The organism is Rubrivivax gelatinosus, from assembly GCF_004340905.1.
GTDB classification, from domain to species: Bacteria; Pseudomonadota; Gammaproteobacteria; order Burkholderiales; family Burkholderiaceae_C; genus Rubrivivax; species Rubrivivax gelatinosus.
On the sequence record NZ_SLXD01000006.1, the window covers coordinates 60,525 to 85,543 of the forward strand.

Sequence of the window (25,019 nt, forward strand, 5' to 3'; positions counted from 1 at the left end):
GGGCGGCGGTCCTCCAGCCGCGCGCCCGAGCGTTCAATCTTCGATGACTTCTCCCATCCGTTATGCGCTGATCGGCGACGCCGAGAGCCCGCACCTGCTGAAGTGGGCGCGTGCGCTGGCGGCGTTGCCCGAGCTGGAGCTCTGGGTCGCGTCCAGCCGTGGTTTCCTGTCCGGTTTCGACACCATCGTGCCGCCCGCGCGGCGGCTGGCGCTGGCCACGCGCCCCGACGCCGGCGGCGGCAACATCGGCCTGTTGAAGCAGCTGCCGCGGCTGGCGCGCTGGCTGCACCGCGTGCACCCCGAGTGGCTGCACGCGCACTACCTCACCTCGCACGGCACGCTGGCCTGGCTGGCGCAGCGGCTGTACGGCGTGCGCGGCCGGCTCGTCGGCTCGGCCTGGGGCAGCGACATCCTCGTCGCGCCGCAGAAGAGCACCGCGCTGCGCGCGCTGACGCGCCGCGTGCTGCGTGCCTGCGTGCTGACGACCAGCGACTCGCAGGCGATGGCCGAGAAGATGCGGGCCCTGGGTGCCTTCGACATCATGGTCTTCCCGTTCGGGCTGGAGGCCATGCCGCCGGCACCGGCGGCCAAGGACCCGGCGCTGTTCTTCGCCAACCGCGGGCTGGAGCCGATCTACGCCCCCGAGCGTGTGCTGCAGGCTTTCGCCGCGCTGCCGGGCGACGAGCTGCGCCTGGTCGTCGCCAACGACGGCTCGCTGCGCGCCGAGCTGCAGGCGATGGCCGATGAACGCACCGCCTTCGTCGGCCGGCTCGACGCCGACACCCAGGCCGGCTGGTACGCACGCGCGCTCTGGTATCTGAGCCTGCCGACCAGCGACTCGGTCTCGGTCTCGGTGCTGGAGGCGATGGCCCACGGCTGCATCCCCGTCGTCTCGGACCTGCCGGCCAACCGCGAGCTGGTGCGCGACGGCGACAACGGCATCGTGCTCGCCGCCGGAGAACGCCTGACGCCCGAGCGCCTGGCGCCGCTGGCCGCACGCGCCGGGGCGATCGCCGCCGCCAACCGCGCCTGGGTCGAACGCGAGGCCTTGTTCGCGCCGCGTGTGCGCGCCTTCGTCGACCGCCTGCTGGCGATGGAGCCGCGATGAGACTGCTGGTGCTGAACCACTACGTCGGCTCGCCGGCGCTGGGCATGGAGTACCGGCCCTACTACCTGGCGCGCGAATGGGTGCGTGCCGGCCACGAGGCGCTGCTGCTGGGCGCCGACTTCTCGCACGTGCGCACGCGCCAGCCGCCGCCCGGCGACCAGACCGTCGACGGCATCGGCTACCGCTTCTACGAGACGCCGCCGTACCAGGGCAACGGCCTGGGGCGGGTGAAGAACATCTGGGCCTATCTGCGCGCCGTCTGGGCCGACACGCCGCGCCTGGTGCGCGAGTTCCGCCCCGAGGTCGTCGTCGCGTCCAGCACCTACCCGATGGACATCTGGGTGGCGCAGCGCATCGCGCGCCGCGCCGGCGCGAAGCTCGTCTACGAGGTGCACGACCTCTGGCCGCTGAGCCCGATCGAGCTGTCGGGCATGTCGCGCCGGCACCCGTTCATCCTGCTGTGCCAGGCGGCCGAGGACCACGCCTACCGCCACGCCGACCGCGTGATCTCGATGCTGCCCAAGGTGCACGGCTACATGGCCTCGCGCGGGCTGGATCTCGCCCGGCTGCACGTCGTGCCCAACGGCATCACGCTCGACGAGTGGGAGGCCGAGCCGCCGCCGCTGCGCGAGGACGTCGCCGCCGCGCTGGACGCCGCGGCCGCCGCCGGCACGGTGGTCGGCTATGCCGGGTCGATGGGGCTGCCGAACGCGCTGGACACGCTGCTCGACGCGGCCAAGCTGGTGCAGCACGAGCCGCTGCGCTTCGTGCTCGTCGGCAGCGGCCACGAGCAGTCGCGGCTGGCGCGGCGTGTCGCCGACGAAGGGCTGGCGAACGTGGCGATGCTGCCGCCGATCCCCAAGGCCCAGGTGCCGGCCTTCCTGGCGCGCTGCGACATCGCCTACATCGGCTGGCAGCGGGTGCCGATCTACCGCTTCGGCATCGCGCCGAACAAGCTGATGGACTACATGATGGCGCGCCGCGCCGTGCTGCATTCGGTCGAAGCCGGCAACGACCCGGTGGCCGAAGCCGGCTGCGGGCTCACGGTCGCGCCGCAGGACCCGGCGGCCGTCGCCGACGGCCTGCGCCGGCTGGCGGCGCTGCCGGCCGACGAGCGCCGCGCGATGGGCGAACGCGGCCGCGCCTTCGTGCTCGCGGAGCACACCTACCCGGTGCTGGCGCGGCGTTTCCTCGAGGCCCTGCGCTGATGGGCGGCGCCGACGACGAGCCCGCCGCCGTCGCCGCGCGCTACGCCCGCCGCCACGACGGCGACCGTTATTCGCCGCTGCGCCCCGAGGTCTGGCAGACGGTGCAGGAGCGCGACCGGGCGCTGCTGCGCCGCCTGGCCGCGCAAGGCCTGCGCAGCCTGGCGCCGCTGGCCATCACCGAGGTCGGCTGCGGCGGCGGCGGCAACCTGCTGGGGTTGCTGCGCCTGGGCGCCTCGCCCGAGCGCCTGATCGGACTGGAGCTGATCCCCGAGCGCCACGCCCAGGCCAGGCGCGTGCTGCCGCCCGCCGTCGCGCTGCACCTGGGCGACGCCTGCGCCGCGCCGCTGGCGCCGGCCAGCCAGGACCTGGTGCTGCAGTACACGGTCTTCTCCTCGCTGCTCGACGACGATTTCCAGCAGCGCCTGGCCGGCGCGATGTGGCGCTGGCTGAAACCCGGCGGCGCCGTGCTCTGGTACGACTTCACCGTCGACAACCCCGGCAACCGCGACGTGCGCGGCGTGCCGCTGGCGCGGGTGCGTGCGCTGTTCCCCGAAGGCCGCGTGCGTGCCGAACGCGTGACGCTGGCGCCGCCGCTGGCGCGCGCCGCCTGCGCGCTGCACCCGGCGCTGTACCGGCCGCTGGCGGCGCTGCCGGGGCTGCGCACCCACCTGCTGGCCTGGATCGGCAGGCCGGCGTGAGACAATGATGCGACTGCATCAACGCATCAAGGTGCTGCCATGCGCACGACCCTGGACATCGACGACGACCTGCTGGCGGCAGCCAAGGAGCTGGCGCGCCGTGAAGGCCTTTCGGCCGGCCAGGTCGTGTCGCGGCTGATGCGCCAGTCGCTCAGCGGTGCCACCACGGCCGGTGCGCGGTCGGCCGAGGGTCGCAGCGTCGCCGGTTTCCGGCCCTTCGGCGCGCGCGAAGGGGTGGTCGCGACCAACGCCCAGGTCGACACGCTGCGGGATGGCGAAGCGCTCTGAGCCTGTGTCGGCCATGCCCGGGCGCGCGCTGCTCGACGTCAACGTGCTCGTCGCGTTGCTGGACGCCGGTCATCTGCACCATCACGCGGCGATGGACTGGATGGCCACCCACGAAGCCGCCGGCTGGGCCTCGTGCCCGCTGACGCAGAACGGCTGCCTGCGCATCCTGTCGCTGCCGTCCTACCCGAACCCGCAGCCGCCCGCGTTGGTGGCGCAGCGCCTGGCCGAAGCCGTCGTGCACGAGTCGCACGCCTTCTGGCCCGACGACCTGAGCCTGCTGCAGCCCGGCCTGCTGCGCTGGGACCGCGTGCTCAGTTCGCGCCACATCACCGACCTCTACCTGCTCGCCCTGGCCGTGCGCCACGGCGGGCGCCTCGTGACGCTGGACCGCTCGATCGCCCTCGAGGCCGTGCCCGGCGCCACCCCTGAACATCTCACCGTCATCGGAGCCTCGGCGTGAGCCAGCCCTTTCTTCCCTTCGCCTTGCCGGACATCGGTGAGGACGAGATCGCCGAAGTCGTCGACACCTTGCGCTCCGGCTGGGTGACCACCGGCCCCAAGGCGCGGCGTTTCGAGAACGATTTCGCCGCCTTCCTGGGCGGCGACGAGTACCAGTGCATCGCCGTCAACTCGGCCACCGCCGGCCTGCACCTGGCGCTGGAGGCGCTGGGCATCGGCCCCGGCGACGAGGTCATCACGACCACCTGGACCTTCACCGCCACCGCCGAGGTCGTGCGCTACCTGGGCGCCGACGTGAAGCTGGTCGACATGGACCCGGCGACGCTGAACATAGACCCGGCGGCGATCGAGGCCGCGATCGGCCCGCGCACCAAGGCCATCCTGCCGGTGCACTACGGCGGCCTGGCGGCCGACATGGCGGCGATCCACGACATCGCGCGCCGCCACGGGCTGAAGGTCGTCGAGGATGCGGCGCACGCGCTGCCCACCACCTGCGGCGGCGCGCTCGTCGGCACGCTGGCCAGCGACGCCACGGTCTTCAGCTTCTACGCCAACAAGACCATGACCACCGGCGAAGGCGGCATGCTGGTCACGCGCGACGCCGAACTCGCCAGGCGCGCGCGTGTGATGCGCCTGCACGGCATGAGCCGCGACGCCTTCGACCGTTTCACCGCGACCGTGCCGAGCTGGTACTACGAGATCGTCGCGCCGGGTTTCAAGTACAACCTGACCGACATCGCGGCGGCGCTCGGCATCCACCAGCTGAAGCGCGCCCACGCCTTCCAGCAGCGGCGCGAGCAGATCGCCGCGCTCTACGACGAGGCCTTGTGCGGCCTGCCGCTGATCACGCCGCCGCAGCCCGCCGCCGGCGACCGCCACGCGTGGCACCTGTACCCGGTGCGGCTGACCGACGACGCCGGCGTCACGCGCGAACGGTTCATCGAACGCATGTTCGAGCAGGGCATAGGCTGCAGCGTGCACTACATCCCGCTGCACCTGCACCCCTACTGGCGCGAGCGCTACCAGCTCGACGCCGCCGACTTCCCGCAGGCCCAGCATGCGTTCGAGCGCATCGCCAGCCTGCCGATCTACACGCGCATGACGGACGCCGACGTCGAGCGTGTCGTCGCCGCCGTGCGGGCCGCGCTGGGGCGCTAGGATGACGCGACGGAGGTGCGCGCGATGAACGTCCTGCCCAAGCCGAAGCTGAGCTTCGAGGCCTATCTGGCCTGGGAGAACCAGCAGCCCGAGCGCCACGAGTTCCACCGCGGCGAGGTGTTCGCGATGGTCGGTGCGCGGCGCGTGCATGCCGTCGTCGTCCACAACCTCGCGCGCGAGATCGGCAACCGCCTGAAGGGCTCCGGCTGCCGCGCCTTCTCCGAGTCGGCGAAAGTCCAGATCGGCGACGACACCGTGCTTTATCCCGACGTCTTCGTCACCTGCGACAAGATCGACCTGGCGACCGACATCGTCTTTCGCTCGCCGCTGCTGGTCATCGAAGTGCTGTCGCCGGCGACCGAGAGTTATGACCGCAGCCGCAAGTTCGCGCTCTACCGCCGCATCCCGTCGCTGCGTGAGTACCTGCTCGTCGACCCGGACTCGCGCCGCGTCGAAGCTTTCCGCCGCGACGCTGCCGGCCAGTGGTTCATCCACGACATGAGCGAGTCCGACACGCTGGAAGCCGCCAGCCTCGACTGCCGCATCACGATGGCCGAGGTCTTCGACGGCGTCGAAGCGCCGCCTGCCGCCTGATCCGTTGATCAAACGCCTCTTCGACCTCGCCGGTGCCGCCGTCGCGCTGCTGCTGCTCGCGCCGCTGCTGCTGCTGGCGGCTGCCGCCGTCAAGCTGGACTCGCCGGGGCCGGTGTTCTTCCGCCAGCAGCGTGTGGGCCGCGGCGGCGTGCCGTTTCGCATCCACAAGTTCCGCACGATGCGCGACGGCGCGCCGGGGCTGCAGATCACCGTCGGCGAGGACCCGCGCATCACGCGTGTCGGCCGCTGGCTGCGGCGCACGCGCATCGACGAGCTGCCGCAGTTCATCGACGTGCTGCAGGGCACGATGAGCCTCGTCGGCCCGCGCCCCGAGGTGCCGCGCTACGTCGAGTTCTACCCGCCCGAGCTGCGCGAGCGGGTGCTGTCGGTGCGCCCGGGCATCACCGACCCGGTGTCGCTGGCCTATGCCGACGAGAGCGAGCTGCTGGCGCGTGCCGCCGACCCCGAGCGCGAATACGTCGAGGTGCTGCTGCCGCGCAAGCTGCAGGCCGCCGCCGCGTATGCCGAACGCGCCACGCTGTGGACCGACCTGGGCGTGCTGCTGCGCAGCGTCGGCGTGCTGCTGGGGCGATAGCCGCGCCTGCGGCACGCGGCTAGGATGGCCCCATGCGCCTGACCGAAGAGCAACGCCGCCTGATCCGCGACACCGTGGCCTGCGCCCTGGGGCCGCAGGCGCGTGTGTGCCTGTTCGGCTCGCGCCTCGACGACGCCCGCCGGGGTGGCGACATCGACCTGCTCGTGGAGGTTCCGGCGCCCTTGTCTGACCGGCTGCGGCGTGAACTCGAACTCGGTGCCCGCCTGGAGCGCCAGCTCGGCGGCCGGCGCATCGACCTGCTGCTGCTCGACCCGGCCACGCCGCGCCAGCCGGTGCACGAGGCGGCCCTGGCCCACGGAGTGCCGCTGTGAACGCGGCCGACCCGTCCGGGCTGGCCCGCCTGCGTTTCCTGGGCGAGACGGTCGCAGCCGAGGCCGCGCATCTCGCCAGCACTGACGGCCGTCTTTTCGCCACGCCATTCGCCGAGACGCGTGCGCGCTCGCTGGCCGCCGCGCTGGAGGCCGGACACGCCTTCGTGCCGTTGTTGCTGCAGACGGCCGCCGCCCTGGGGGCCGAACTGAAGCGCCGTTTCAGTGGCGCCTGAGCGCCCAGGGCCCGGCGGGCCGCCTCATAGAATTGCAGCCACTTTCGCTTTCGAAGAACGCCGTCCGCGCCTCCCGTGACGCCCCCTGATCACCCGCGGACCCCGCGGCCCGCCGCAGCGGGCGGCCCTCCGACGATCTGGCACCGCCTGGACCTCGTGCTGGCGCGCATCCGCCCGCACCGCGAGCCGCTGTCGCTGCTGGCCGACGCGCTGGTCATCGCCTTCTGCTGGAACGTCACCTACCTGTTCCGCCTGGGCTTCGAGCGCTGGATCGAGGCCCGGCCGAGTTACGACCCCTGGGTGATGCTGGGCGTCGTCGGCGCCTACCTCGCCGCGTTCGCGGCGCTGCGTGTGCCGCAGGCGATGTGGCGCTTCTCCGGCTTCGGCGAGGTCAAGCGGCTGACGCTGGCCTGCGTGCTGGCCGGCAGCGTCTCGGCGGCCGTCGTCATGGGCCTGGGGCTGGTGAAGGTGCCGCGTGCGGTGCTGGCCCTGCACCCCTTCGTCGCGCTGATGGGCGTGTGCGTCGTGCGCGTGGCCTACCGCATGCTCTACGAACACGCGCGCCAGCGCATCACCGGCAGCGAACGCGAGATCCGGCGCGCCGTCGTGATGGGTGCCGGCGCCGCGGCACGGCTGCTGCTGGCCGGCATCCACGAGCAGGGCTGGATCGTGCTGGGCCTGCTCGACGACGATCCGGCCAAACACGGCGCACGCATCGCCGGCGTGCCGGTGCTGGGGCCGCTGGACGCGATCACCGACAAGGCCGTGCGCGGTGCGGCCACCCACGTCGTCGTCGCGCTGCCGTCGGCGACGCGCGCGCAGCGCCGACGCGCGCTGGACCTGGCCGCGGCCACCGGGCTGCCGGTCGTCACCGTGCCCGGCGTCGACGAGCTGCGCACCGGCCAGAGCCGCATCGAACGCCTGCGCGAGATCGAGCCCGAGGACCTGCTGGGCCGCGAGCCGGTGCGGCTGGACGACAGCGGCGTGGCCGCGGTGATCGCCGGGCGCACGGTGCTGATCACCGGTGCCGGCGGCAGCATCGGCAGCGAACTCTGCCGGCAGGTGGCGCGTTTCGCGCCGGCGCGCATCGTGCTGTACGAGCTCAGCGAGTTCAACCTCTACACGATCGAGCAGGAACTGTCGCTGGCCTTCCCGAACGTCGCGCTCGTGCGCCTGATCGGCGACGTCAAGGACCTCGCGCACCTGCGTGCGGCCTGCGCCGCCTGGCGGCCCGACATCGTCTTCCACGCCGCCGCGTTCAAGCACGTGCCGCTGATGGAAGAAGAGCACAACGCGCTCGCCGCGCTGCGCAACAACACGCTGGGCACCTACCACGCGGCGCTGGCCGCGGCCGAGGCCGGCTGCGGCCGCTTCGTGCTGATCAGCACCGACAAGGCCGTCAATCCGACCAACGTGATGGGGGCCACCAAACGCGCCGCCGAGATGGTGGTCAGCATGATGGCCGCCCGCCACCCGGGCACGCGTTTCATGGCCGTGCGTTTCGGCAACGTGCTGGGCTCCAGCGGCAGCGTGATCCCGAAGTTCAAGGAGCAGATCGCACGCGGCGGCCCGGTGACGGTGACGCACCCGGACATCATCCGCTACTTCATGACCATCCCCGAGGCCGCGCGCCTGGTGCTGCAGGCCGCGGCGGTGGGCGAGAGCGGCCAGGTGCTGGTGCTGGACATGGGCGAGCCGGTGAAGATCGTGGACCTGGCGCGCGACCTGATCCGCCTGGCCGGCCAGACGCAGGACATCCGCATCGAGTTCACCGGCCTGCGGCCCGGCGAGAAGCTCTACGAGGAGCTGCTGGCCGACGCCGACGACACCCTGCCGACGGCGGTGCCGCGGCTGCGCATCGCGCGGCTGGCGGCCGAATCGGGCGAGATCGGCGCGCTGCTGCACTGGGCCGCGGCCGCGCAAGGCGCGCGCGACATCGATGTGAGGGAGATGCTGCGTCAGGTGGTGGCCGAGTACCGGCCCGCGGCGTGAAACAATCCGCGCCGGCTTTCTTCGTGACGGACCATGACGATTCTCGTGACCGGCGGTGCCGGCTTCATCGGCAGCAACTTCGTTCTGGAGTGGCTGGCCGGAGGCGACGAGACGGTGGTCGATCTCGATGCGCTCAGCTACGCCGGCAATCTGGACAACCTCGCGGCGCTCGATGGCGACCCGCGGCACGTCTTCGTGCACGGCGACATCCGCGACCGTGCGCTCGTCGATTCGCTGCTGGCGACCCACCGGCCGCGCGCCGTCGTGCACTTCGCCGCCGAAACCCACGTCGACCGCTCGATCGCCCGGCCGCAGGACTTCCTGCAGGCCAACGTCGAGGGTACTTTCGTGCTGCTCGAGGCGGCGCGCGCCTACTGGAAGACGCTGGCGCAGCCGGAGGCGTTCCGCTTCCACCACGTCAGCACCGAGGAGGTCTACGGCAGCCTTGCGCCCGACGCGCCGGCCTTCACCGAGACCCATGCCTACGAGCCCAGCAGCCCGTACAGCGCCACCAAGGCCGCCAGCGACCACCTCGTCAACGCCTGGTTCCGCACCTACGGGCTGCCGGTCACGACGACCAACTGCAGCAACAACTACGGCGCCTTCCAGTTCCCGGAGAAGCTGATCCCGCTGATGATCGTCAACGCGCTGGCCGGCCAGCCGCTGCCGATCTACGGCGACGGCCTGCAGGTCCGCGACTGGCTCTACGTCGGTGACCACTGCAGTGCCATCCGCGCCGTGCTCGAACGCGGCCGCCCGGGCGAGACCTACAACGTCGGCGGCTGGAACGAGAAGCCCAATCTCGAGGTCGTGCGCAGCGTCTGCGCTCTGCTCGACGAACTGCGGCCCGACCCCGCCGGCCCGCACGCGCGCCTGATCACGCACGTGCAGGACCGCCCGGGCCACGACCGCCGCTACGCGATCGACGCGCACCGCATCGAGCGTGAACTCGGCTGGCGGCCGAGCGAGACCTTCGAGTCCGGTCTGCGCAAGACGGTCGCCTGGTACCTGGAGCACGCCCACTGGGTCGAACGCGTGCGCAGCGGCGCCGGCCGCGGCCCGTGCGCCCAGGGCGGGGAGCGCGCATGAAGCTGCTGCTGCTGGGCTGCGGGGGCCAGCTGGGCTGGGAGCTGCAGCGCTCGCTCGCGCCGCTGGGCGAGTTGGTCGCGCTCGACCGCGACACCGGCGCCGACTTCGCCGACCCCGGCGCGCTGCCCGCGCTGCTGCACGAACACGCGCCCGACGTGATCGTCAACGCCGCGGCGCACACCGAGATCGACCGTGCCGAGCGTGAACCCGAGCTGGCGCACGTGATCAACGCCGTCGCCCCGGGGCTGCTGGCGCGCGAGGCGGCGGCACGCGGCGCCTGGCTCGTGCACTACTCGACCGACTACGTCTTCGACGGCAGCGGCGAGCTCGCGCGCGACGAGGACGCGCCGGCCGCGCCGCTGTCGGTCTACGGCCGCAGCAAGTTCGAAGGCGAGCAGCAGGTGCGCGCCAGCGGCTGCCGCCACCTGATCCTGCGCACCAGCTGGCTGCATGCGGCACGCGGTGCCAACTTCGCCAAGACCATGCTTGCGCTAGCCGCCGAGCGCGACCGGCTGCGTGTCGTCGCCGACCAGGTGGGCGCGCCCACCGGCGCCGACCTGCTGGCCGACGTCAGCGCCCATGTGCTGCGCCGGGCGATGCACGACAGCACGCTGGCCGGCACCTACCACTGCGCGGCCGCCGGCGAGACCAGCTGGCACGGCTACGCGCGTTTCGTCGTCGAGCATGCGCGCGCCGCCGGCCTGCCGCTGCGGCTCGTGCCCGAGGCGATCGAGCCGGTGCCCAGCTGCGACTACCCGAGCGTGGCGCGCCGGCCGCTGAACTCGCGCCTGGACACGCGCCGGCTGCGCCAGCGTTTCGGCCTGCACCTGCCGCACTGGCAGGACGGCGTGCTGAGGCTGCTCGACGAACTGCTGGCCGGCGCCATGGGGCGTCCCGAACGATGAAGCTGCAACACACGCCGCTGCCGGGGGTGCTGCTCGTCGAGCCCACCGTGTTCGCCGACGAACGCGGCTGGTTCATGGAGAGCTTCAGCGAACCGCGCTGGCGCCAGGCGCTGCAGGCGCTGGGCGAGCCGCTGCCGCGGCCTTTCGTGCAGGACAACCACTCGTGCAGCCGGGCCGGCGTGCTGCGCGGCCTGCATTTCCAGCGTGCGCCCCGCGCCCAGGGCAAGCTCGTGCGCGTGGCGCGCGGGCGGACTTTCGACGTCGCCGTCGACATCCGGCGTGCGTCGCCGCACTTCGGCCGCTGGTTCGGCACCGAGTTGAGCGCGCACAACCGGCGCCAGCTGTGGATCCCGGAAGGTTTCGCGCACGGCTTCGTCGCGCTCGAGGACGACACCGACGTCCTCTACAAGACGACCGACACCTACGCCCGCGACTGCGAAGGCGCGCTGCGCTGGGACGACCCCACGATCGGCATCGTCTGGCCGCTGCCGCACGGGCGGCCGCCGCTGCTGGCCGAGCGCGACGCGCTCGCGCCCGGACTGGAGGCCGTGCCCTGATCCCCCGCAACCCGACGGCGACCGCCTGAACCTGTCCCGGATCCCGATGTCGACCGTCTATCTCAACGGCAAGTTCATTGCACAGCGCACCACCGGCGTGCAGCGTTTCGCCGCGCGTGTGGTGCTCGCGCTGGACCGGCAGCTCGCGCCGGGCGGCCGGCGCTGGGTGCTGCTGTGCCCGCCCGGGGGGCAGGCGCCGGCGCTGGCGCACATCGAGCTGCGCCGCGTCGCCGGGCCCGGGCGCTCGCTGCATGCCTGGGAGCAGCTGGCGCTGCCGCGGGCGGCGCACGACGGCCTGCTCGTCAACCTCGCCGGCTCGGCGCCGTGGTTCGCGCGCCGGCAGATCGCCACGCTGCACGACGCCGCGGTCTTCGACCACCCCGAGGCCTACACGCCGGCCTTCGTGGCCTGGTACCGCCGCCTGTTCCGGCGCCTGGGGCGGCGTGCCGAGCGGCTGCTGACGGTGTCGTCGTTCTCGCGCCAGCGTCTGGCCCAGGCGCTGGGCATCGCGGCGGAGCGTTTCGCCGTCGTGCCCTGCGGCGCCGACCACCTCGACGAGGTCGTGGCCGACGATGCCGTGATCGCCCACCTGGGTCTCGAGGGGCGGCGTTTCGTGCTCGCCGTCGGCAGCGAGAACCCGACCAAGAACCAGGCCGGGCTGCTGGAGGCCTGGCGCCGGCTGCGGCCCGACGCCGACTGCCGGCTGGTGCTGGTGGGCGGACGCAACCAGCGCGTGTTCCAGGACGAAGGGGCCGGCGACGACCCGCCGGGCGTGGTGCGCACCGGCTGGCTGCCCGACGCGCCGCTGGTGGCGCTGTACCGCCGCGCCGAGGCGCTGGCCTTCCCCTCGCACTACGAGGGTTTCGGGCTGCCGCCGGTCGAGGCGATGCGCTGCGGCTGCCCGGTGCTCGTCGCGCGTGCGGCCTCGATGCCCGAGGTCTGCGGCGACGCCGCGCTCTACGTCGACCCGGCCGACCCGGCCGCCATCGCCGCCGGGCTGCAGCGTCTGCTCGGCGACGAGGCGCTGCGTGCACGCCTGCGTGCCGCCGGGCGCGAGCGTGCCGCCGGCTGCACCTGGGCGGCGAGTGCCGCCGCGCTGCAGGCGGCCGTGGAGGCGGCGGCATGAAGATCCTGCAGGTTTCGAAGTTCTACCCGCCCGACCATGGCGGCATCGAGGCCGTCGCGCGAGACCTGAGCACCGGCTTCGTGCGCCAGGGCCTGGACGTCGAGGTGCTGTGCGCCAGCAAGAGCCGCGAGCACGTCGACGAACGCGACGCGCTGGGCGTGCGCATCACGCGTGCCGGCTCCTGGGGCATGTGGCTGTCGACCTCGATGGCGCCGGCGCTGGTGCGCGAGCTCGTCGCGCGCCGCGCCGACCACGACATCGTGCACGTGCACATGCCCGACCCGCTGGCCGCGCTCGCGGTCTGGATGGCGCGGCCGCGCGGCAAGGTCGTGCTGCACTGGCACAGCGACGTCGTGCGCCAGCGTGTCGCACGCCACGTCTACGGGCCGCTGGAGCGCTGGCTGCTCGCCCGCGCCGACGCCATCATCGCCACCAGCGTGCCCTACGCCGAGAGCTCCCCGCGGCTGCGCCAGATGCGCCCGAAGGTGCACGTGATCCCGATCGGCGCGCCCGCGCCGCACCCGCCCGATCCGAAGCGCGTGGCGCGGCTGCGTGCGCGCCATCCGGGCCGGCGCATCGTCTTCGCGCTCGGCCGCATGACCTACTACAAGGGCTGGGAGGTGCTGATCGAGGCCGCCCGCGCGCTGCCCGAGGACGTGCTGGTCGTCGTCGGCGGCGGCGGCAAGGTCGGCCTGGCGCAGTACCGCGGCCAGGTGCGGGCCGCCGGGCTGGAGTCGCGCGTGTTCTTCACCGGGCCGCTGTCGTCCGAGGACGTCGAGGCCTGGTTCGAGCTCGCCGAGGTGTTCTGCATGCCCTCGACGGTGCGCGCCGAGGCCTTCGGCGTCGCGGCGCTGGAGGCCATGGCGCGCGGCGTGCCGGTGGTCGCGGCCGACATCCCCGGCTCCGGCCTGGGCTGGGTGGTGCGCCACGAACGCTCGGGGCTGAAGGTGCCGGTGCGCGACCCGGCCGCGCTGGCCGCCGCGCTGCGGCGGTTGCTCGACGACGCCGAGCTGCGCGCGCGCCTGGGCGCCGGCGGCCACGAGCGCTGGGCCGCGCACTTCAGCGCTGAGACAATGGCGGACCACACCGTCGCCCTGTACCGCCGGCTGCTCGACTTGCCGGCGGCCCTCCCCCCGACCCCTCATCGACGCCTTGAGAATCCTTCTCGAAATGCGACCGGCGCTGGATGGCCACGCCGGCATCCCGCAGGAAACCCGTCTGCTGTTCCGCGGCCTCTCGACGATCGAGGGCCTGGACGTCGAAGGGCTGCTGCAGAGCAGCAACCGCGTCATCGCGCGCGGCCTGCCGCACCCGGACAGCGGCGCCTACCGCCGCATGAGCCTGGACAAGCGCATCCACCGCCTGTCGCGTGTCGTGCTGTCGCTGCGTGCCAGCGAGCGCCAGCGCATCACCGAGCACGTGAGCGACCTGCTGCGGCTGGCCGTCGCGCCCATCGGCATGACGGCGCGCGCCGCGCTCGGCATGTCCGAGACGCTGGGCGTGTTCGACGGCGCGCAGTTCCGCGACTTCGTCTGGCGCGACCTGTTCGCGCGCACGCTGCCGGTGTCCGACCTGGACACCGTGGCCGGGGCGCGCATGCGCGTGGCCCGTGTGCCCTGGAACCTGACGCACGCCACCGCGCTGGCGACGCGGCGTTTCGGTGGCCCGCTGTACCCGCGGCTGGACACGCGCGACTTCGACATCCTGCTGGCCGAGACGCCGTTCCCGGGGCGGGTGTCGCGGCGCACGCGCATGGTCGTGCGCTACCACGACGCGATCCCGATCCTGATGCCGCACACCATCACGGACAAGTCCTTCCACCAGGCCTCGCACTACCACGCGCTGGCGCGCAACGTGAAGGACGGCGCCTGGTTCGCCTGCGTCTCCGAAGCCACGCGGCGCGACCTGCTGTCGATCTTCCCCGAGGTCGAGCCGCGCACACGGACCATCCACAACATGGTCTCGCACCACTACCACGAGGAAGCGACGAGCGCCGGGCGGCTCTACGAGATCATCCGCACGCGGCGCAACGAGAAGGTCAAGGGCAGCGAGCCCGACCCGATGCGCTGGATGGGCGCCGACCACCAGTACCTGCTGATGGTCTCGACGCTGGAGCCGCGCAAGAACCACGTCACGCTGCTGTCGGCCTGGGAGATGCTGCGCCAGGAGCGTTTCCCCGACCTGAAGCTGCTGATCGTCGGCTCGCTGGGCTGGGACCACTCGGCCATCGTCAAGCGCTTCAAGCCCTGGCTGGCCAACGGCGACGTGCAGATGCTCGAGGAGGTGCCGGCCTCCGAGCTGCGCCTGCTCTACCACCACGCCGCGGCCACCGTCTGCCCGAGCCTGGGCGAGGGCTTCGACTTCTCCGGCGTCGAGGCCATGCGCTGCGGCGGCGCGGTCGTCGCCTCCGACATCCCGGTGCACCGCGAGGTCTTCGGCGACGCCGCCGAGTACTTCCACACCTACGCCCCGGCCGACCTGGCACGCGCCGTCGGCGCGGTCATCGACGGCGAGCATGCGGCCTACCGCTCGGAGCTGATCGAGCGCGGCCGCGTCGTCTCGCAGGCCTACCTGCCCGATCGCGTGCTGCCGCAGTGGCGGGAGTTCCTGCTCGGGCTGGCCGGCGGCTGATGCCGCGGGCTCGCGGGTGCCAGGACGGCGCCCGCGTGGTCTTCAGCGGCCGCGGGCGAGCGCCGGGTTGGGGTGCGACATCAGCGCCTCGCACAGCGCGATGTCGTCTTGCAGCCGCTCGCGCAGCGCCTCGTGCTTGCCGCCCCCTGGCCCGCGGTTCAGCCACGCGGGCGGCGCCGGGCGCAGCCCCAGCAGCGAACCCACGGCAGCCATCGTGACGTCGAGCCGCTCGGCCGGCAGCACGACGAGCCGTTCGTCGACGCGCAGGTCCGCCAGGTAGCAGCGGCCGTAGAAGTGGCGCACGTGCTCCAGTTCGACGAACTCCTCGATCGTCATGCGGCCGTCCTTGATCGCCCGCACCTCGGGATGCCGGCGCACCGTGACCTCGTTGTCGGGCAGCACGTCCCGGACGTAGCCGTAGTGCGACACCACCCGCGCCAGCGGCTCGCGCAGCACGAGGATCTGGCAGTCGAAGTCCAGCCCGTAGTACTCCCGGGGCGCGAAGTGGCCGAACACGATCCACGACGCCTCGTCGCGCAAGCGGGCAATCAGGCGCGCCTGCGCCTCGCGTCCGGCGCGCAGGTCGGCCTCGCACTGCCAGGTCGGATGGTGGTGATAGTCGGCGCGGTACCGGGTGTCGGATTCCAGCGCGGCACGGATCGACGTGCCGGCGCACTTGGGCAGGTGGGGGAAGAGGACTCTCATGACGGATATCGCAGGCGCACGCCGGCGAGGCAGGCGTTGGTCTTCACGGCGGCGTACGAGATGAAGCCGAACCAGTCGAGCGAGCGCCATGCCGGGCTCGCGAAGGGCAGGTCGCGCAGTTCGACCCGGGCCCGCGGCGGCGCGTGCACGCGCAGCGTCCAGCGCCCGCGAGCGGCGTCGCTGTCGATCTCGAAGCGTGTCCAGACGCCCGGTGTCATCGGTGCGACGACCCGCCCGGCGGCCTCGACGCCGCCGGCGGTGATGCGCAGCCGCGGGCCGGTGGCGAACGGGCGCGCCGCGTCGCGCCATTCGTGCACCACGTCGCCGTCGGCGTCGATGACGAGCTCGAAGCGCGCCAGGACCTGCCCGCCCTCGCGTTTCGGGTCGACGGACAGGTAGGGCTGCACGCGCGAGGCCAGCGACGGCGAGTCGGCGAGCTGCAGGCAGCGACCGTCGGGTGCGTCGGCGCGGGCGACGACGCCGACCGTGTCGGGTGCGTTCGGCGGCTGGATGTTCCAGCCCGGCGGCTGGCCACCCAGCGGCAGCGCGGCGGCGTCCAGGCTCCATTCGACGGCCGGCGGCACCATCACGGGCCCGGTGGTCGCCGGGTCGGGGCGGGGCTGCAATCCGTCCGCCGGCTCGCGCAAGGCTGCCGGGCGCGGGCCGGCCGCAGCGACGATGGCCGCCCAGGGACCGTCGTCGCCGACGACCTCCAGCGCACGCAGCGTCGCGCCGCGGCGCAGCGAGGCCGGGACCGGCCGGCAGCCGTCGGCGCAGGCCGCGCGAAGCGCTGCCAGGCCGGTCTGCGGCAGGGCGACGCGGTTGCCGGCGGCGCTCATCTCACCCGGCGCGGCGTCGCGGCGCAGCGCCGGGCCGGTGCCGGCGAGGATCAGGTTGTCCTCCAGCACCAGCCGCGTGCGGCCGGGATCGCTGCGCACGGCGACGATCTCGCCCGCGTCGGCGCCGGCGAACAGGTTGCCGCGCACGCGCAGGTCGCGGCCGCGGTGCAGGAAGTAGCCCCCGCCGTCGGTGCCGACGACGACGTTGCGCTCCACGCTCAGCTCGCTGGAGCCTTCGTCGTTGTAGATGCCGAAGGCGGGTGAGCCGTAGCCGCGCAGGCCGCGCACCTCGCGGATCAGGTTGCCGACGATGCGCGTGCCCGGCGCGCGCCCCAGCGTGTAGATCCCTCCCAGGTCCGACAGCGAGCCGTTGCCGATGTTCAGCAGCGCGTTGGCCTCGATGCGGTTGTCGCCCGACGAGGGCTCGCCGTAGCCCCATTGCCAGCCGACGCTGATGCCGGAGTAGGTGGTGTTGGCGACGAGGTTGTGCTCGACGACGTTGCCGAAGCTGTTGCCGATCCAGATGCCGACCCCGGTGGGCAGGCGCCGCCCGGTGCCGTCGATGCGGTTGTCGGCGACGCGGTTGCCGCCGGTGGCGCCCGGGTCGTCGCGGGGCGTGCGCGCCGCGGTGCCGATCTTGATGCCGCCGCCGCCCAGGTCCTGCAGGTCGCAGCGTTCGACGGTGCTGGCGCGCACGCCCTCGCGCAGCCAGACGGCGTAGTTGCCGGTGGCGACGATGCGGCAGTCCGCCAGCGTGAAGTCGCGCGCGAAGTCGACCTCGACCGCCGCGCCGATGTCGGGGCCGGCCTGGGGGTCGATGCGGCCGGCCGCCGGCGTCGCGTCCAGCGTGTGCGCGAGATCCAGTCCCTGCAGCCGCAGGTGCTCGACGTACGGGCCGCCCGGGCCGGCGCCGCGCACGACCACCAGGCGCTCGGCCACCGGCAGCTCGGCGTACGCCGGCGCGGCCTCGCCGGGCCGCAGCCGGTAGCGCACGCCCTCGGGCCCGCCGATCCACTCGCCCGCAGCGTCGTAGGCCGCGGCGGCGTTCTCGACCCACAGGCGCTGCAGCGTCCCGAAGTGGAGGAAAGCCCAGCGCGCCGGCGGCTGCAGCTGCAGCGTCTGCGGCCGCGCCGGCGTGGCCAGCCGATGGCGCGAGCCGGTCCAGGACTGCATCAGCTGCACGACGGCGCGTGCGCGGTCGGCGGCATCGAGCCGCGCGACCCAGTCCAGCATCTGCGGCGTCGCCCCGAAGGCCTGGCGGCCGGCGGCCTTCGGGTCTTCGCCCGGCACCGCGGCTGGCGCTCCGGCGGTCCAGAACCGGCCCGCATCCGGCTGGCGCGCCAGCACCGCCCGGTGTCCGTCGACGAAGAGCTGGGGCGCGGCGGCCCAGAACGCGGGTGCCAGCCCGGGGGCGTCGAACACCGCTTCGCCGGCCGCGGCGCGAGCGGCGCGCGCTGGGAGCCGGCGCGCGCCGCTCAACAGCACCGTGCCCGGCGTCGCCGCGCGCCAGACCGTGGGCGCGTCGGCGCTGCCGGAGTCCTCGGGCGTGAAGACCAGCGGCGCCTCGAGTTCGTAGCGCCCCGGCTGCAGCACGAGCTCGACGCCTTCGCGGCGGCCGGCCCCCGCCCGCAGCGTGGCGAGCGCCTTGCGTGCCTCCTGCTGGGCCTGGGCGAGCCCGACGACGCGTCCCGGCTCGCGCGTGTCGGCCTGAGGCCAGACCTGGATCGTCAGGGCCGAGGCCGGCAGTGCGGCCAGCAGCACGATGAGGATCGGCAGGCTTCGGACGGTCGGCCTCATGGCGCATTCCTCGAAGTGGACGACGACGCCCGCGAGGTTCCCGCCTCGCCGGGCTGCGGTCAACGGCTGCCGGGGGGCGGCGGGTCCAGGCCCAGCACACGCCGCAGCCGGCGCCAGGCGCGCCGCAGGGGGTCGGGTGGCGCCGAGGGGGGCGGCGTCGGTGCCGCCGCCGGCGGCGGCGCGTCGCCGCGGCGCGCGCGCTTGAGCAGCACGAGCGAACTCGTGTCCTTCGGGTCGATCGCCAGCGCCTGCTCCAGCGCCGTGATCGCCGCCGGCCAGTCGCGGCGTTCGAGCTTGACCATGGCGCGTGTGCGGTGCGCCAGCATGTTTCTCGGGTTGAGCTTGAGTGCGCTGTCCAGCAGCGACTCGGCCCAGCCCAGGTGGCCGTGGTGCAGGCAGGCCGAGGCCAGCACCTGGTGGTAGGTCGTCGAGACGCGGCGCTTGCCGCGCCGATCGAGCTTCGGGCGTGCCGCCGTCTCGCTGGTGAGCACCGCGCGCACGAAGGGCGCGATGAAGCCGATCTCGTGCAGGAACTGGTTCGACGGATGCCCGGAATAGGGCACGCGCACGAGCTCCGCGGCGCTGAACTGCGGCAGCACCTCGCCGTCGAGGTAACGCCGGTCCATCGGGTCGCAGGGGTCGTAGAGGATGATCGCGCGGCAGCGCACCGGCCGGGCCGGGTCCAGGCGCTCGTGCAGGAAACGCTGGCGTTCCTGCCAGTGGTCGACGCCGAAGACCGGGTGCGTCGAGTTGCGCGGCGAGCTCGCGATCACCGTCCAGGGTTCGTCCCGGCCGTAGTACAGGGCCGCATAGGCGCCCAGGCTGGAGCCGTAGCTGACGACGCGCGCATAGCGTGCGCTCACCGGCCCGACGACGGCGTCGAACTGCTCACGGCTCAGCGGCTGGTAGAAGTTCTCGGTCTTCTTGCGCACCGCGACCACGTCCAGCGCCTGCTTGCGCAGGAACTCCTGGCCGAACGGCGGGCGGTCGGCGAGGTAGAGGATGGGGTCGAAGGTGACGACCAGCGTGCCGCCTTCGCCGCCGCGGCGGAAGTGCTCGATGCGGATGTCCGCGGTCTCCAGCAGCACCGTCACCGCGCTGGCGTTCTGGCGCAGGTGGTCCACCTGGGCCTTGGCGGGAGCGGGCGTGCCTGGCGTGCCGTCGGCCGGGCGCGGCGACGGGGGGCTTGCGTCGGCGCTCATCAGCAGGGCTCCGCGGCTGCCAGCTGGAAGGCCATCGGCCGCGTGTCGCGCGAGCCGGGAATCGAGTCGGCCGGCACGAAGGAGGCGTTGGCGACGACCGTCAGATGCAGTTGCGCCCCGGGTTCGGGCGGCAGCGGGATCGAGACCTCGAAAGGCCCCGGGCGCGAGGTGCCGCCCTGCCAGGCGTCGCCCTCGGGGCCGAGCCCGCGCACGCCGAGCACCAGGCGGCCGCCGCGGGGCGAGTCGTGGCGGCCCCACAGCCGCAGGCGGCGGTACGGGCGCGCCGGCTGCCGAAGGCGGATCTTGAGCTGCGGCGGCACCCAGCCGTCGGGGTAGACGTCGGCGACCAGGTCGGGCCGGGCGATCTGCCAGGCGCGGTGGCGGCGCATCTGCATCTTCAACTGCTCCACGCCGCCCGGCACCAGCCAGGGTGCGGCGCGTTCGGCGAGTTCGTTCAGGTGCGCGCGCACCGTCTCGACCTGGGCCTCGAACGGGCAGGCGGCGAGCGCCTCGCCGGCGTGCGTGACGAGCCAGTGCAGCGGCGCCTTGCCGAGGTGGCGGTGCACGACCTCCATGCCTTCGAGCGCCACCTGTTCGCGCATGCGCAGCGTGATGCCGCCTTCGTGCAGACGCGACAGCGCCTGCAGCGCGTCGACGTGGCCGACGCGGCCCGGGTAGGCCTTGAACAGGCGCAGCCAGAACTCGTAGTCGAAGGCCGTGCGCAGGCCGCGGTCCAGCCCGCCGAGCGCCTCGAAGGCGTCGCGGCGGAAGAAGGCCGTGGGCTGGCAGATCCAGCAGCCGTCGACCCAGGCCGACAGCGGGGTTTCGGGGCCGCGTGTCGGGTAGCGGCCCAGGTCGCGGCCGTCGAGGTCGACATGGTCGCCCTCGCCGTAGACCATGACGAGTTCGGGCCGGGCGGCGAAGGCCTCGAGCGCACGCGCTGCGGCGCCGCGCACGTACAGGTCGTCGGAGTTGAGCCAGCCGACGATCTCGCCGCGCGCGCGCGAGACCGCCTTGTTGACGGCGTCGGCCGGGCCGGCATCGGGTTCGGAGCACCAGCGGATGCGGCCCGGATGGCGTGCCTCGAGTTCGGCCAGCAGCGCCGGCGTGCCGTCGGTGGAGGCGCCGTCGGCGATCACCAGCTCCAGGTCGGCCGCCGCGCCTTCGGCCTGCATCAGCACGCTGTCGACCGCCGAGGGGAGGAACTCGGCCTGGTTGCGCGTGGGCATGACCACGCTGAGCGCGGGAACCCGCTCGGTTACTGCCATGGGAATGGTTCGTCAGCCCGCCTGATCCGTCGGCACCGGTCGGTCGAACTTGATCAGCGCCACACCGCTGCCGAGCTGGTCGAGGTTCACGACCTCGAAGCCCATCTTGCGGATCTCCTCGACACCTTGCCAGCAGGTCACCGACTCGTGGGCGTGCGGGCGGGTGTCGTGGAAGGTGATCAGCGCGCCGCGGCGCATCAGTGGCAAGTAGTTGCGGAAGTCCGCCATCGCGCCTTCCAGCGAGTGGTCGGCGTCGATGTGCAGGTAGTCGATGCCGACGCCCTCGTCGGCCAGCCGCCGGGCGCCGTCGGCGGTGTCGGCGATGAGGACCTCGACGTCGGGGTAGGCCTGGCGGAAGAAGGATTGATCATCGGCCCAGTTCGGGCGCCCGTATCCTCCCTTGTTGCCGTCCACGAGGATCGTCCGCGAACTTCCTGCCATGCCGATGTCGCGCTGCGCCTGGCGCATCATGCGCGGGACGAAGGCGCCGCCGGAGCCCAGGCACACGCACACGCGCGAGCGCTGCATGTAGGGGATCATGTAGTACAGCAGGCCGCCGCCCAGGTAGTTTTTGTCCTTGTTGGCGCCGTGACTGAACTCGTAGGCTGCCTCCGGGAAGACCTTCTCGGCAAGGAAGCTGGTGTTGAGCAGCGCGCTGCCGCGCGTGTCGATCTCCGCCAGCGGCTCGACGAAGGGATTGAGGCTTCCGGTCTCGTTCATGGTCTTGTGCCGTGCGCTGAGGATTCGGACGTAGCGCTGGGTGCGCGGCGGCCATTCGTTCTCGTTGCCGAAACGGCTGAAATCATTGCCGTCGAGGTCGAAATGCACCTGCAGCAGCACGTTCAGCGACAGCCGCTCGACCAGTTGATCGTAGGTCTGCCGGCTGCGCTTCCACTGCTGGTCCTCGGGATACTCGACGACCACGATCTCGGCCTCACGGATCAGTCGCTCGAGCTTGGCCGTCAGCGGGATGTCCAACCCGAGCATCACGAGCGCGTACGGCCGGCCGCCGAACACCGGCAGCGACAGGCAACGGTAGTCCATCGTCTCGCTGCGCTGGGTTGGCGAGGCCTCGGCCTCGAAGACCAGCGGGTCGACCGCGAGGATGTGCTTGGACGGGTCGTCGACGAAGCGGAACAGCGGCGTCTTGTACGAGCCCAGTTCCAGGATGTGCTCGAAGCGTCGCAGCAGCCCGGCCACCAGGAGGTAGCGAGCCTGGAACGGTTCGGACGCGAGGTAATTCCACTGTTTGCTCACGGCAAGACACCCCAGGAGGCCAGCAGTTCGGTGTAATCGGCGTCGGACGTTGCGCGCATGCGGTGCGTGGCCTGCCGTGCACGATCGGATTCGTCGATGCCCTTTGGATGGATGCGCGACTTGAATCGGGCGAAGTCGCGGTTGTAGGACAGGTCGGTGGCGAGCAGCGGCTCCAGCGTGAAGGCGTCGATGGTCGGGTCCGCTGCGACGACGGCATGCAACCAGACGTCCGAGGTGTGCTCGATCCTGCCGAACGAGCGGGCGAGGAAGGCCGCCATGGCGCCGTTCACGATGTAGGCGGCATTGCTCATCGCCACCCGCTGCGTGCGTTCCAGCGCCTGGTCGACCACCGGTCCGGGATCTTCGCCGGACTGTGCCAGGCGGATCAGCACTCGCTGAGAACGCGGTGTGTACGCGCAAAGGAACGCTTCCAGACGATCGAGGGCTCCGTCGCGGAAGTGAACGTCGTCCTCGCAGATCAGGTGGAATGCGGCCGGGTCGTCCGGCAACGAGCGCCACAGCGTGACGAACGACAGCCAGTTGGCGACCTGCGGCGGGATGAGCACGTTGTTCCGGCAGTCGCAGGCCGGCTTGCCGCAACGGAAGCACGGCGGCCAGCGCTTGACGGTGCCATCGCGAAAGGCCACGGCGACGCGCGGGTCGTCGTGGCGCACGGCGGGCCAGAACCGATAGCGTTCGAGCCCGATCGTGGCGAAGTGCTCGACGATGTGATGGCGTCTCTGGACGTCATCGCGAAGCGAGACGACATGCGTATCGGCGAGCACCATCGGCATGGTCGGCGGCCTCCCGCGTTCAGCGTCGGGCGACGGCGTGATGCTCCAGGAACCACGCGTAGGCGTCGCGCAGCCCGTCCTCCAGCCCGATGCCCGCGCGCCAGCCCAGCGCCGCCAGGCGCGAGACGTCCATCAGCTTGCGCGGCGTGCCGTCGGGCTTGCTGGCGTCGAAGGTCAGCCGGCCCTGGAAGCCGGTGACGCGGGCCACCGTCTCGGCGAGCTCGCGGATCGTGCAGTCGACGCCGGTGCCGACGTTGATATGGCTGAGCATCGGCTCGGTGTGGGCGCGGTAGGTCGCGTCGTCCAGCCCCATGACGAAGACGCTGGCCGCGGCCATGTCGTCGACGTGCAGGAACTCGCGCATCGGCGTGCCGCTGCCCCAGATGACGACCTCTTGCTGGCCGCTGCGCACGGCCTCGTGGAAGCGGCGCAGCAGCGCCGGGATCACGTGCGAGTTCTCGGGGTGGTAGTTGTCGCCCGGGCCGTAGAGGTTGGTCGGCATGACGCTGCGGTAGTCGCGCCCGTACTGCCGGTTATAGCTTTCGCAGAGCTTGATGCCGGCGATCTTGGCGACGGCGTACGGCTCGTTGGTGCTTTCCAGCGTGCCGGTGAGCAGCGCGTCCTCGCGCATCGGCTGCGGCGCCATGCGCGGGTAGATGCAGCTCGAACCCAGGAAGAGCAGGCGCTGCACGCCGGCCACGTGGGCCGCGTGCACGACGTTGCACTCCATCATCAGGTTCTCGTAGATGAACTCGGCCGGGTAGGTGTTGTTGGCGTGGATGCCGCCCACCTTGGCCGCTGCGAGCACGACGTGGCCGATGCGGTGGTCGCCGAAGAACTGGCGCACGCGCGCCTGGTCGGTCAGGTCGAGTTCGGCGTGCGTCGCCGTCAGGATGTCGGTGTGGCCGAGCGCCTGCAGACGGCGCACGATGGCCGAGCCGACCATGCCGCGGTGGCCGGCGACGAAGATCGCCTCGCCGGACTGGATCATCGGCTGTCCTCGCGCGACACGGGCATCGCGTGGCCGTGGGCGCGCAGCAGCGCCGTGCGCTGCGCGGCCTTCAGGTCCTCGGCCACCATCTCGGCGCACATCTGCTGCACGGTGATCTCGGGCACCCAGCCGAGCCGGGTCTTGGCCTTGGACGGGTCGCCCAGCAGGGTCTCGACCTCGGCGGGGCGGAAGTAGCGCGGGTCGACCGCGACGATGCAGTCGCCGGGCTTGATGGCCGGGGCCTTGTCGCCGCTGACCGCCTCGACGATGCCGCGCTCGTCGACGCCGCTGCCCTCGAAGCGCAGCGTGATGCCGAGCTCGGCCGCCGACCAGACGATGAACTGACGCACCGAGTACTGCACGCCGGTGGCGATGACGAAGTCCTCGGGCTTGTCCTGCTGCAGCATCATCCACTGCATGCGCACGTAGTCCTTGGCGTGGCCCCAGTCGCGCAGCGCGTCGAGGTTGCCCATGTACAGGCGCTGCTCCAGGCCCTGGGCGATGTTCGCCAGGCCGCGCGTGATCTTGCGCGTGACGAAGGTCTCGCCGCGGCGCGGGCTCTCGTGGTTGAACAGGATGCCGTTGCAGGCGTACAGGCCGTAGGCCTCGCGGTAGTTGACGGTGATCCAGTAGGCGTAGAGCTTGGCCACCGCGTACGGGCTGCGCGGGTAGAAGGGCGTGGTCTCCTTCTGCGGGATCTCCTGCACCAGGCCGTAGAGCTCGGAGGTCGAGGCCTGGTAGAAGCGCGTCTTCTTCTCGAGGCCCAGGAAGCGGATCGCCTCGAGCAGGCGCAGCGTGCCCATCGCGTCGACGTCGGCCGTGTACTCGGGCGCCTCGAAGCTCACCGCGACATGGCTCTGCGCGCCGAGGTTGTAAACCTCGTCGGGCTGCACCTCCTGCAGGATGCGCGTCAGGTTGGAGCTGTCGGTGAGGTCACCGTAGTGCAGCACGAAGCGCTGGTGCTCGACGTGCGGGTCCTCGTAGAGGTGATCCACGCGCTGGGTGTTGAAAAGCGACGCGCGGCGCTTGATGCCGTGGACCTCGTAGCCCTTCTCCAGCAGGAACTCGGCGAGATAGCTGCCGTCCTGCCCCGTGATGCCTGTGATGAGCGCTTTCTTCATGTGGCGGATTGTGTCTCAAGCCCTGTCGCGGGCCGGTGTCAGCCGGTGTCGGGGCGGCCGTCGGCGCCCCCC

At 72.3% G+C, this 25,019-nt stretch carries 24 protein-coding genes and 1 pseudogene; 17 read left to right on the forward strand and 8 right to left on the reverse strand.

All coding sequences use genetic code 11. The annotated features are described in order from the left end of the window. Window positions 1-43: 43 nt before the first annotated feature. The 17 genes and pseudogenes from EV684_RS10655 (at window position 44) to EV684_RS10740 (ending at window position 14,973) form a co-directional block, all read left to right on the forward strand. Window positions 44-1,108 carry a glycosyltransferase gene (locus EV684_RS10655; protein WP_132647011.1) on the forward strand — a complete coding sequence of 355 codons (1,065 nt, stop codon included), beginning with the start codon at window positions 44-46 and terminating at the stop codon, window positions 1,106-1,108. Next, window positions 1,105-2,316: a glycosyltransferase family 4 protein gene (locus EV684_RS10660; RefSeq protein WP_132647013.1), complete on the forward strand. Its 1,212-nt coding sequence runs from the start codon at window positions 1,105-1,107 to the stop codon at window positions 2,314-2,316. The genes EV684_RS10655 and EV684_RS10660 overlap by 4 nt, the downstream gene beginning before the upstream one ends. Then, window positions 2,316-3,014 (forward strand): class I SAM-dependent methyltransferase, encoded by a 699-nt coding sequence (locus EV684_RS10665; RefSeq protein ID WP_132647015.1) that lies wholly within the window; start codon window positions 2,316-2,318, stop codon window positions 3,012-3,014. The genes EV684_RS10660 and EV684_RS10665 overlap by 1 nt, the downstream gene beginning before the upstream one ends. Window positions 3,015-3,053: 39 nt before the next feature. Then, on the forward strand, window positions 3,054-3,302 hold the full coding sequence (locus EV684_RS10670; RefSeq protein ID WP_132647017.1) for a ribbon-helix-helix domain-containing protein: 249 nt from the start codon (window positions 3,054-3,056) through the stop codon (window positions 3,300-3,302). A gap of 13 nt (window positions 3,303-3,315) precedes the next feature. Next, window positions 3,316-3,762 (forward strand): TA system VapC family ribonuclease toxin, encoded by a 447-nt coding sequence (locus EV684_RS10675; RefSeq protein ID WP_132647019.1) that lies wholly within the window; start codon window positions 3,316-3,318, stop codon window positions 3,760-3,762. Then, window positions 3,759-4,919, forward strand: coding sequence for a DegT/DnrJ/EryC1/StrS family aminotransferase (locus EV684_RS10680; RefSeq protein ID WP_132647021.1), 1,161 nt, complete (start codon window positions 3,759-3,761; stop codon window positions 4,917-4,919). Before EV684_RS10675 ends, EV684_RS10680 begins: the two co-directional genes overlap by 4 nt. A 24-nt stretch (window positions 4,920-4,943) precedes the next feature. Beyond that, entirely contained in the window at window positions 4,944-5,513 is a 570-nt protein-coding gene (locus tag EV684_RS10685; protein ID WP_132647023.1) for a Uma2 family endonuclease, read from the forward strand. A 4-nt stretch (window positions 5,514-5,517) separates the two neighbouring features. Continuing rightward, complete coding sequence (locus EV684_RS10690) at window positions 5,518-6,108, forward strand: sugar transferase (RefSeq protein ID WP_132647025.1); 591 nt, start codon at window positions 5,518-5,520, stop codon at window positions 6,106-6,108. Window positions 6,109-6,140: 32 nt separating this feature from the next. Further along, the gene (locus EV684_RS10695) at window positions 6,141-6,440 is read left to right on the forward strand and encodes a nucleotidyltransferase family protein (protein WP_132647027.1); all 300 of its coding nucleotides are present in this window, start codon (window positions 6,141-6,143) and stop codon (window positions 6,438-6,440) included. After that, entirely contained in the window at window positions 6,437-6,673 is a 237-nt protein-coding gene (locus EV684_RS10700) for a hypothetical protein (protein ID WP_132647029.1), read from the forward strand. Before EV684_RS10695 ends, EV684_RS10700 begins: the two co-directional genes overlap by 4 nt. A gap of 75 nt (window positions 6,674-6,748) precedes the next feature. Continuing rightward, the gene (locus EV684_RS10705; protein WP_132647031.1) at window positions 6,749-8,665 is read left to right on the forward strand and encodes a polysaccharide biosynthesis protein; all 1,917 of its coding nucleotides are present in this window, start codon (window positions 6,749-6,751) and stop codon (window positions 8,663-8,665) included. Window positions 8,666-8,698: 33 nt separating this feature from the next. Beyond that, on the forward strand, window positions 8,699-9,754 hold the full coding sequence (gene rfbB, locus EV684_RS10710; protein ID WP_132647032.1) for a dTDP-glucose 4,6-dehydratase: 1,056 nt from the start codon (window positions 8,699-8,701) through the stop codon (window positions 9,752-9,754). Then, a complete protein-coding gene (gene rfbD, locus EV684_RS10715; RefSeq protein ID WP_132647034.1) occupies window positions 9,751-10,659 on the forward strand; it encodes a dTDP-4-dehydrorhamnose reductase in 909 nt (302 codons plus the stop codon). The genes rfbB and rfbD overlap by 4 nt, the downstream gene beginning before the upstream one ends. Beyond that, window positions 10,656-11,216, forward strand: a complete 561-nt coding sequence (gene rfbC / locus EV684_RS10720) for a dTDP-4-dehydrorhamnose 3,5-epimerase (protein ID WP_132647036.1) — start codon at window positions 10,656-10,658, stop codon at window positions 11,214-11,216. The genes rfbD and rfbC overlap by 4 nt, the downstream gene beginning before the upstream one ends. Before the next feature lie 46 nt (window positions 11,217-11,262). After that, on the forward strand, window positions 11,263-12,342 hold the full coding sequence (locus EV684_RS10725) for a glycosyltransferase family 4 protein (protein WP_132647038.1): 1,080 nt from the start codon (window positions 11,263-11,265) through the stop codon (window positions 12,340-12,342). Then, a pseudogene (locus EV684_RS24675) lies at window positions 12,339-13,364 on the forward strand (glycosyltransferase); the annotation flags it as partial. The gene EV684_RS10725 and the pseudogene EV684_RS24675, both read left to right, overlap by 4 nt. Before the next feature lie 130 nt (window positions 13,365-13,494). Continuing rightward, a complete protein-coding gene (locus EV684_RS10740) occupies window positions 13,495-14,973 on the forward strand; it encodes a glycosyltransferase family 4 protein (protein ID WP_207896856.1) in 1,479 nt (492 codons plus the stop codon). A gap of 42 nt (window positions 14,974-15,015) precedes the next feature. Here the strand turns inward: EV684_RS10740 and EV684_RS10745 are convergent, their stop codons facing one another. The 8 genes from EV684_RS10745 to gmd are packed head-to-tail and all read right to left on the reverse strand — an operon-like array spanning window position 15,016 to window position 24,947. Continuing rightward, window positions 15,016-15,678 (reverse strand): hypothetical protein, encoded by a 663-nt coding sequence (locus EV684_RS10745; protein WP_132647044.1) that lies wholly within the window; start codon window positions 15,676-15,678, stop codon window positions 15,016-15,018. Next, window positions 15,675-18,314, reverse strand: coding sequence for a right-handed parallel beta-helix repeat-containing protein (locus EV684_RS10750; protein WP_132647046.1), 2,640 nt, complete (start codon window positions 18,312-18,314; stop codon window positions 15,675-15,677). Before EV684_RS10750 ends, EV684_RS10745 begins: the two co-directional genes overlap by 4 nt. Window positions 18,315-18,373: 59 nt before the next feature. Continuing rightward, window positions 18,374-19,516 (reverse strand): tetratricopeptide repeat protein, encoded by a 1,143-nt coding sequence (locus EV684_RS10755; RefSeq protein WP_132647048.1) that lies wholly within the window; start codon window positions 19,514-19,516, stop codon window positions 18,374-18,376. After that, a complete protein-coding gene (locus EV684_RS10760) occupies window positions 19,516-20,745 on the reverse strand; it encodes a glycosyltransferase family 2 protein (protein WP_200222363.1) in 1,230 nt (409 codons plus the stop codon). The genes EV684_RS10755 and EV684_RS10760 overlap by 1 nt, the downstream gene beginning before the upstream one ends. A gap of 51 nt (window positions 20,746-20,796) precedes the next feature. Continuing rightward, complete coding sequence (locus EV684_RS10765) at window positions 20,797-22,041, reverse strand: class I SAM-dependent methyltransferase (protein ID WP_132647052.1); 1,245 nt, start codon at window positions 22,039-22,041, stop codon at window positions 20,797-20,799. Next, complete coding sequence (locus EV684_RS10770) at window positions 22,038-22,835, reverse strand: glycosyltransferase family 25 protein (RefSeq protein ID WP_132647054.1); 798 nt, start codon at window positions 22,833-22,835, stop codon at window positions 22,038-22,040. The genes EV684_RS10765 and EV684_RS10770 overlap by 4 nt, the downstream gene beginning before the upstream one ends. 19 nt (window positions 22,836-22,854) lie before the next feature. After that, on the reverse strand, window positions 22,855-23,826 hold the full coding sequence (gene fcl, locus EV684_RS10775) for a GDP-L-fucose synthase (RefSeq protein WP_132647056.1): 972 nt from the start codon (window positions 23,824-23,826) through the stop codon (window positions 22,855-22,857). After that, complete coding sequence (gmd, locus tag EV684_RS10780; protein ID WP_132647058.1) at window positions 23,823-24,947, reverse strand: GDP-mannose 4,6-dehydratase; 1,125 nt, start codon at window positions 24,945-24,947, stop codon at window positions 23,823-23,825. The genes fcl and gmd overlap by 4 nt, the downstream gene beginning before the upstream one ends. Window positions 24,948-25,019: the final 72 nt, after the last annotated feature.

What these genes read in the sequence shown, in the direction of transcription:
- EV684_RS10655 (WP_132647011.1), top strand. Translation starts at nt 44, where the DNA reads ATGACTTCTCCCATCCGTTATGCGCTGATCGGCGACGCCGAGAGCCCG.
- EV684_RS10660 (WP_132647013.1), top strand. Translation starts at nt 1,105, where the DNA reads ATGAGACTGCTGGTGCTGAACCACTACGTCGGCTCGCCGGCGCTGGGC.
- EV684_RS10665 (WP_132647015.1), top strand. Translation starts at nt 2,316, where the DNA reads ATGGGCGGCGCCGACGACGAGCCCGCCGCCGTCGCCGCGCGCTACGCC.
- EV684_RS10670 (WP_132647017.1), top strand. Translation starts at nt 3,054, where the DNA reads ATGCGCACGACCCTGGACATCGACGACGACCTGCTGGCGGCAGCCAAG.
- EV684_RS10675 (WP_132647019.1), top strand. Translation starts at nt 3,316, where the DNA reads ATGCCCGGGCGCGCGCTGCTCGACGTCAACGTGCTCGTCGCGTTGCTG.
- EV684_RS10685 (WP_132647023.1), top strand. Translation starts at nt 4,944, where the DNA reads ATGAACGTCCTGCCCAAGCCGAAGCTGAGCTTCGAGGCCTATCTGGCC.
- EV684_RS10695 (WP_132647027.1), top strand. Translation starts at nt 6,141, where the DNA reads ATGCGCCTGACCGAAGAGCAACGCCGCCTGATCCGCGACACCGTGGCC.
- rfbB (WP_132647032.1), top strand. Translation starts at nt 8,699, where the DNA reads ATGACGATTCTCGTGACCGGCGGTGCCGGCTTCATCGGCAGCAACTTC.
- rfbD (WP_132647034.1), top strand. Translation starts at nt 9,751, where the DNA reads ATGAAGCTGCTGCTGCTGGGCTGCGGGGGCCAGCTGGGCTGGGAGCTG.
- rfbC (WP_132647036.1), top strand. Translation starts at nt 10,656, where the DNA reads ATGAAGCTGCAACACACGCCGCTGCCGGGGGTGCTGCTCGTCGAGCCC.
- EV684_RS10725 (WP_132647038.1), top strand. Translation starts at nt 11,263, where the DNA reads ATGTCGACCGTCTATCTCAACGGCAAGTTCATTGCACAGCGCACCACC.
- EV684_RS10745 (WP_132647044.1), bottom strand. Translation starts at nt 15,678, where the DNA reads ATGAGAGTCCTCTTCCCCCACCTGCCCAAGTGCGCCGGCACGTCGATC.
- EV684_RS10750 (WP_132647046.1), bottom strand. Translation starts at nt 18,314, where the DNA reads ATGAGGCCGACCGTCCGAAGCCTGCCGATCCTCATCGTGCTGCTGGCC.
- EV684_RS10755 (WP_132647048.1), bottom strand. Translation starts at nt 19,516, where the DNA reads ATGAGCGCCGACGCAAGCCCCCCGTCGCCGCGCCCGGCCGACGGCACG.
- EV684_RS10760 (WP_200222363.1), bottom strand. Translation starts at nt 20,745, where the DNA reads ATGCCCACGCGCAACCAGGCCGAGTTCCTCCCCTCGGCGGTCGACAGC.
- EV684_RS10770 (WP_132647054.1), bottom strand. Translation starts at nt 22,835, where the DNA reads ATGCCGATGGTGCTCGCCGATACGCATGTCGTCTCGCTTCGCGATGAC.
- fcl (WP_132647056.1), bottom strand. Translation starts at nt 23,826, where the DNA reads ATGATCCAGTCCGGCGAGGCGATCTTCGTCGCCGGCCACCGCGGCATG.
- gmd (WP_132647058.1), bottom strand. Translation starts at nt 24,947, where the DNA reads ATGAAGAAAGCGCTCATCACAGGCATCACGGGGCAGGACGGCAGCTAT.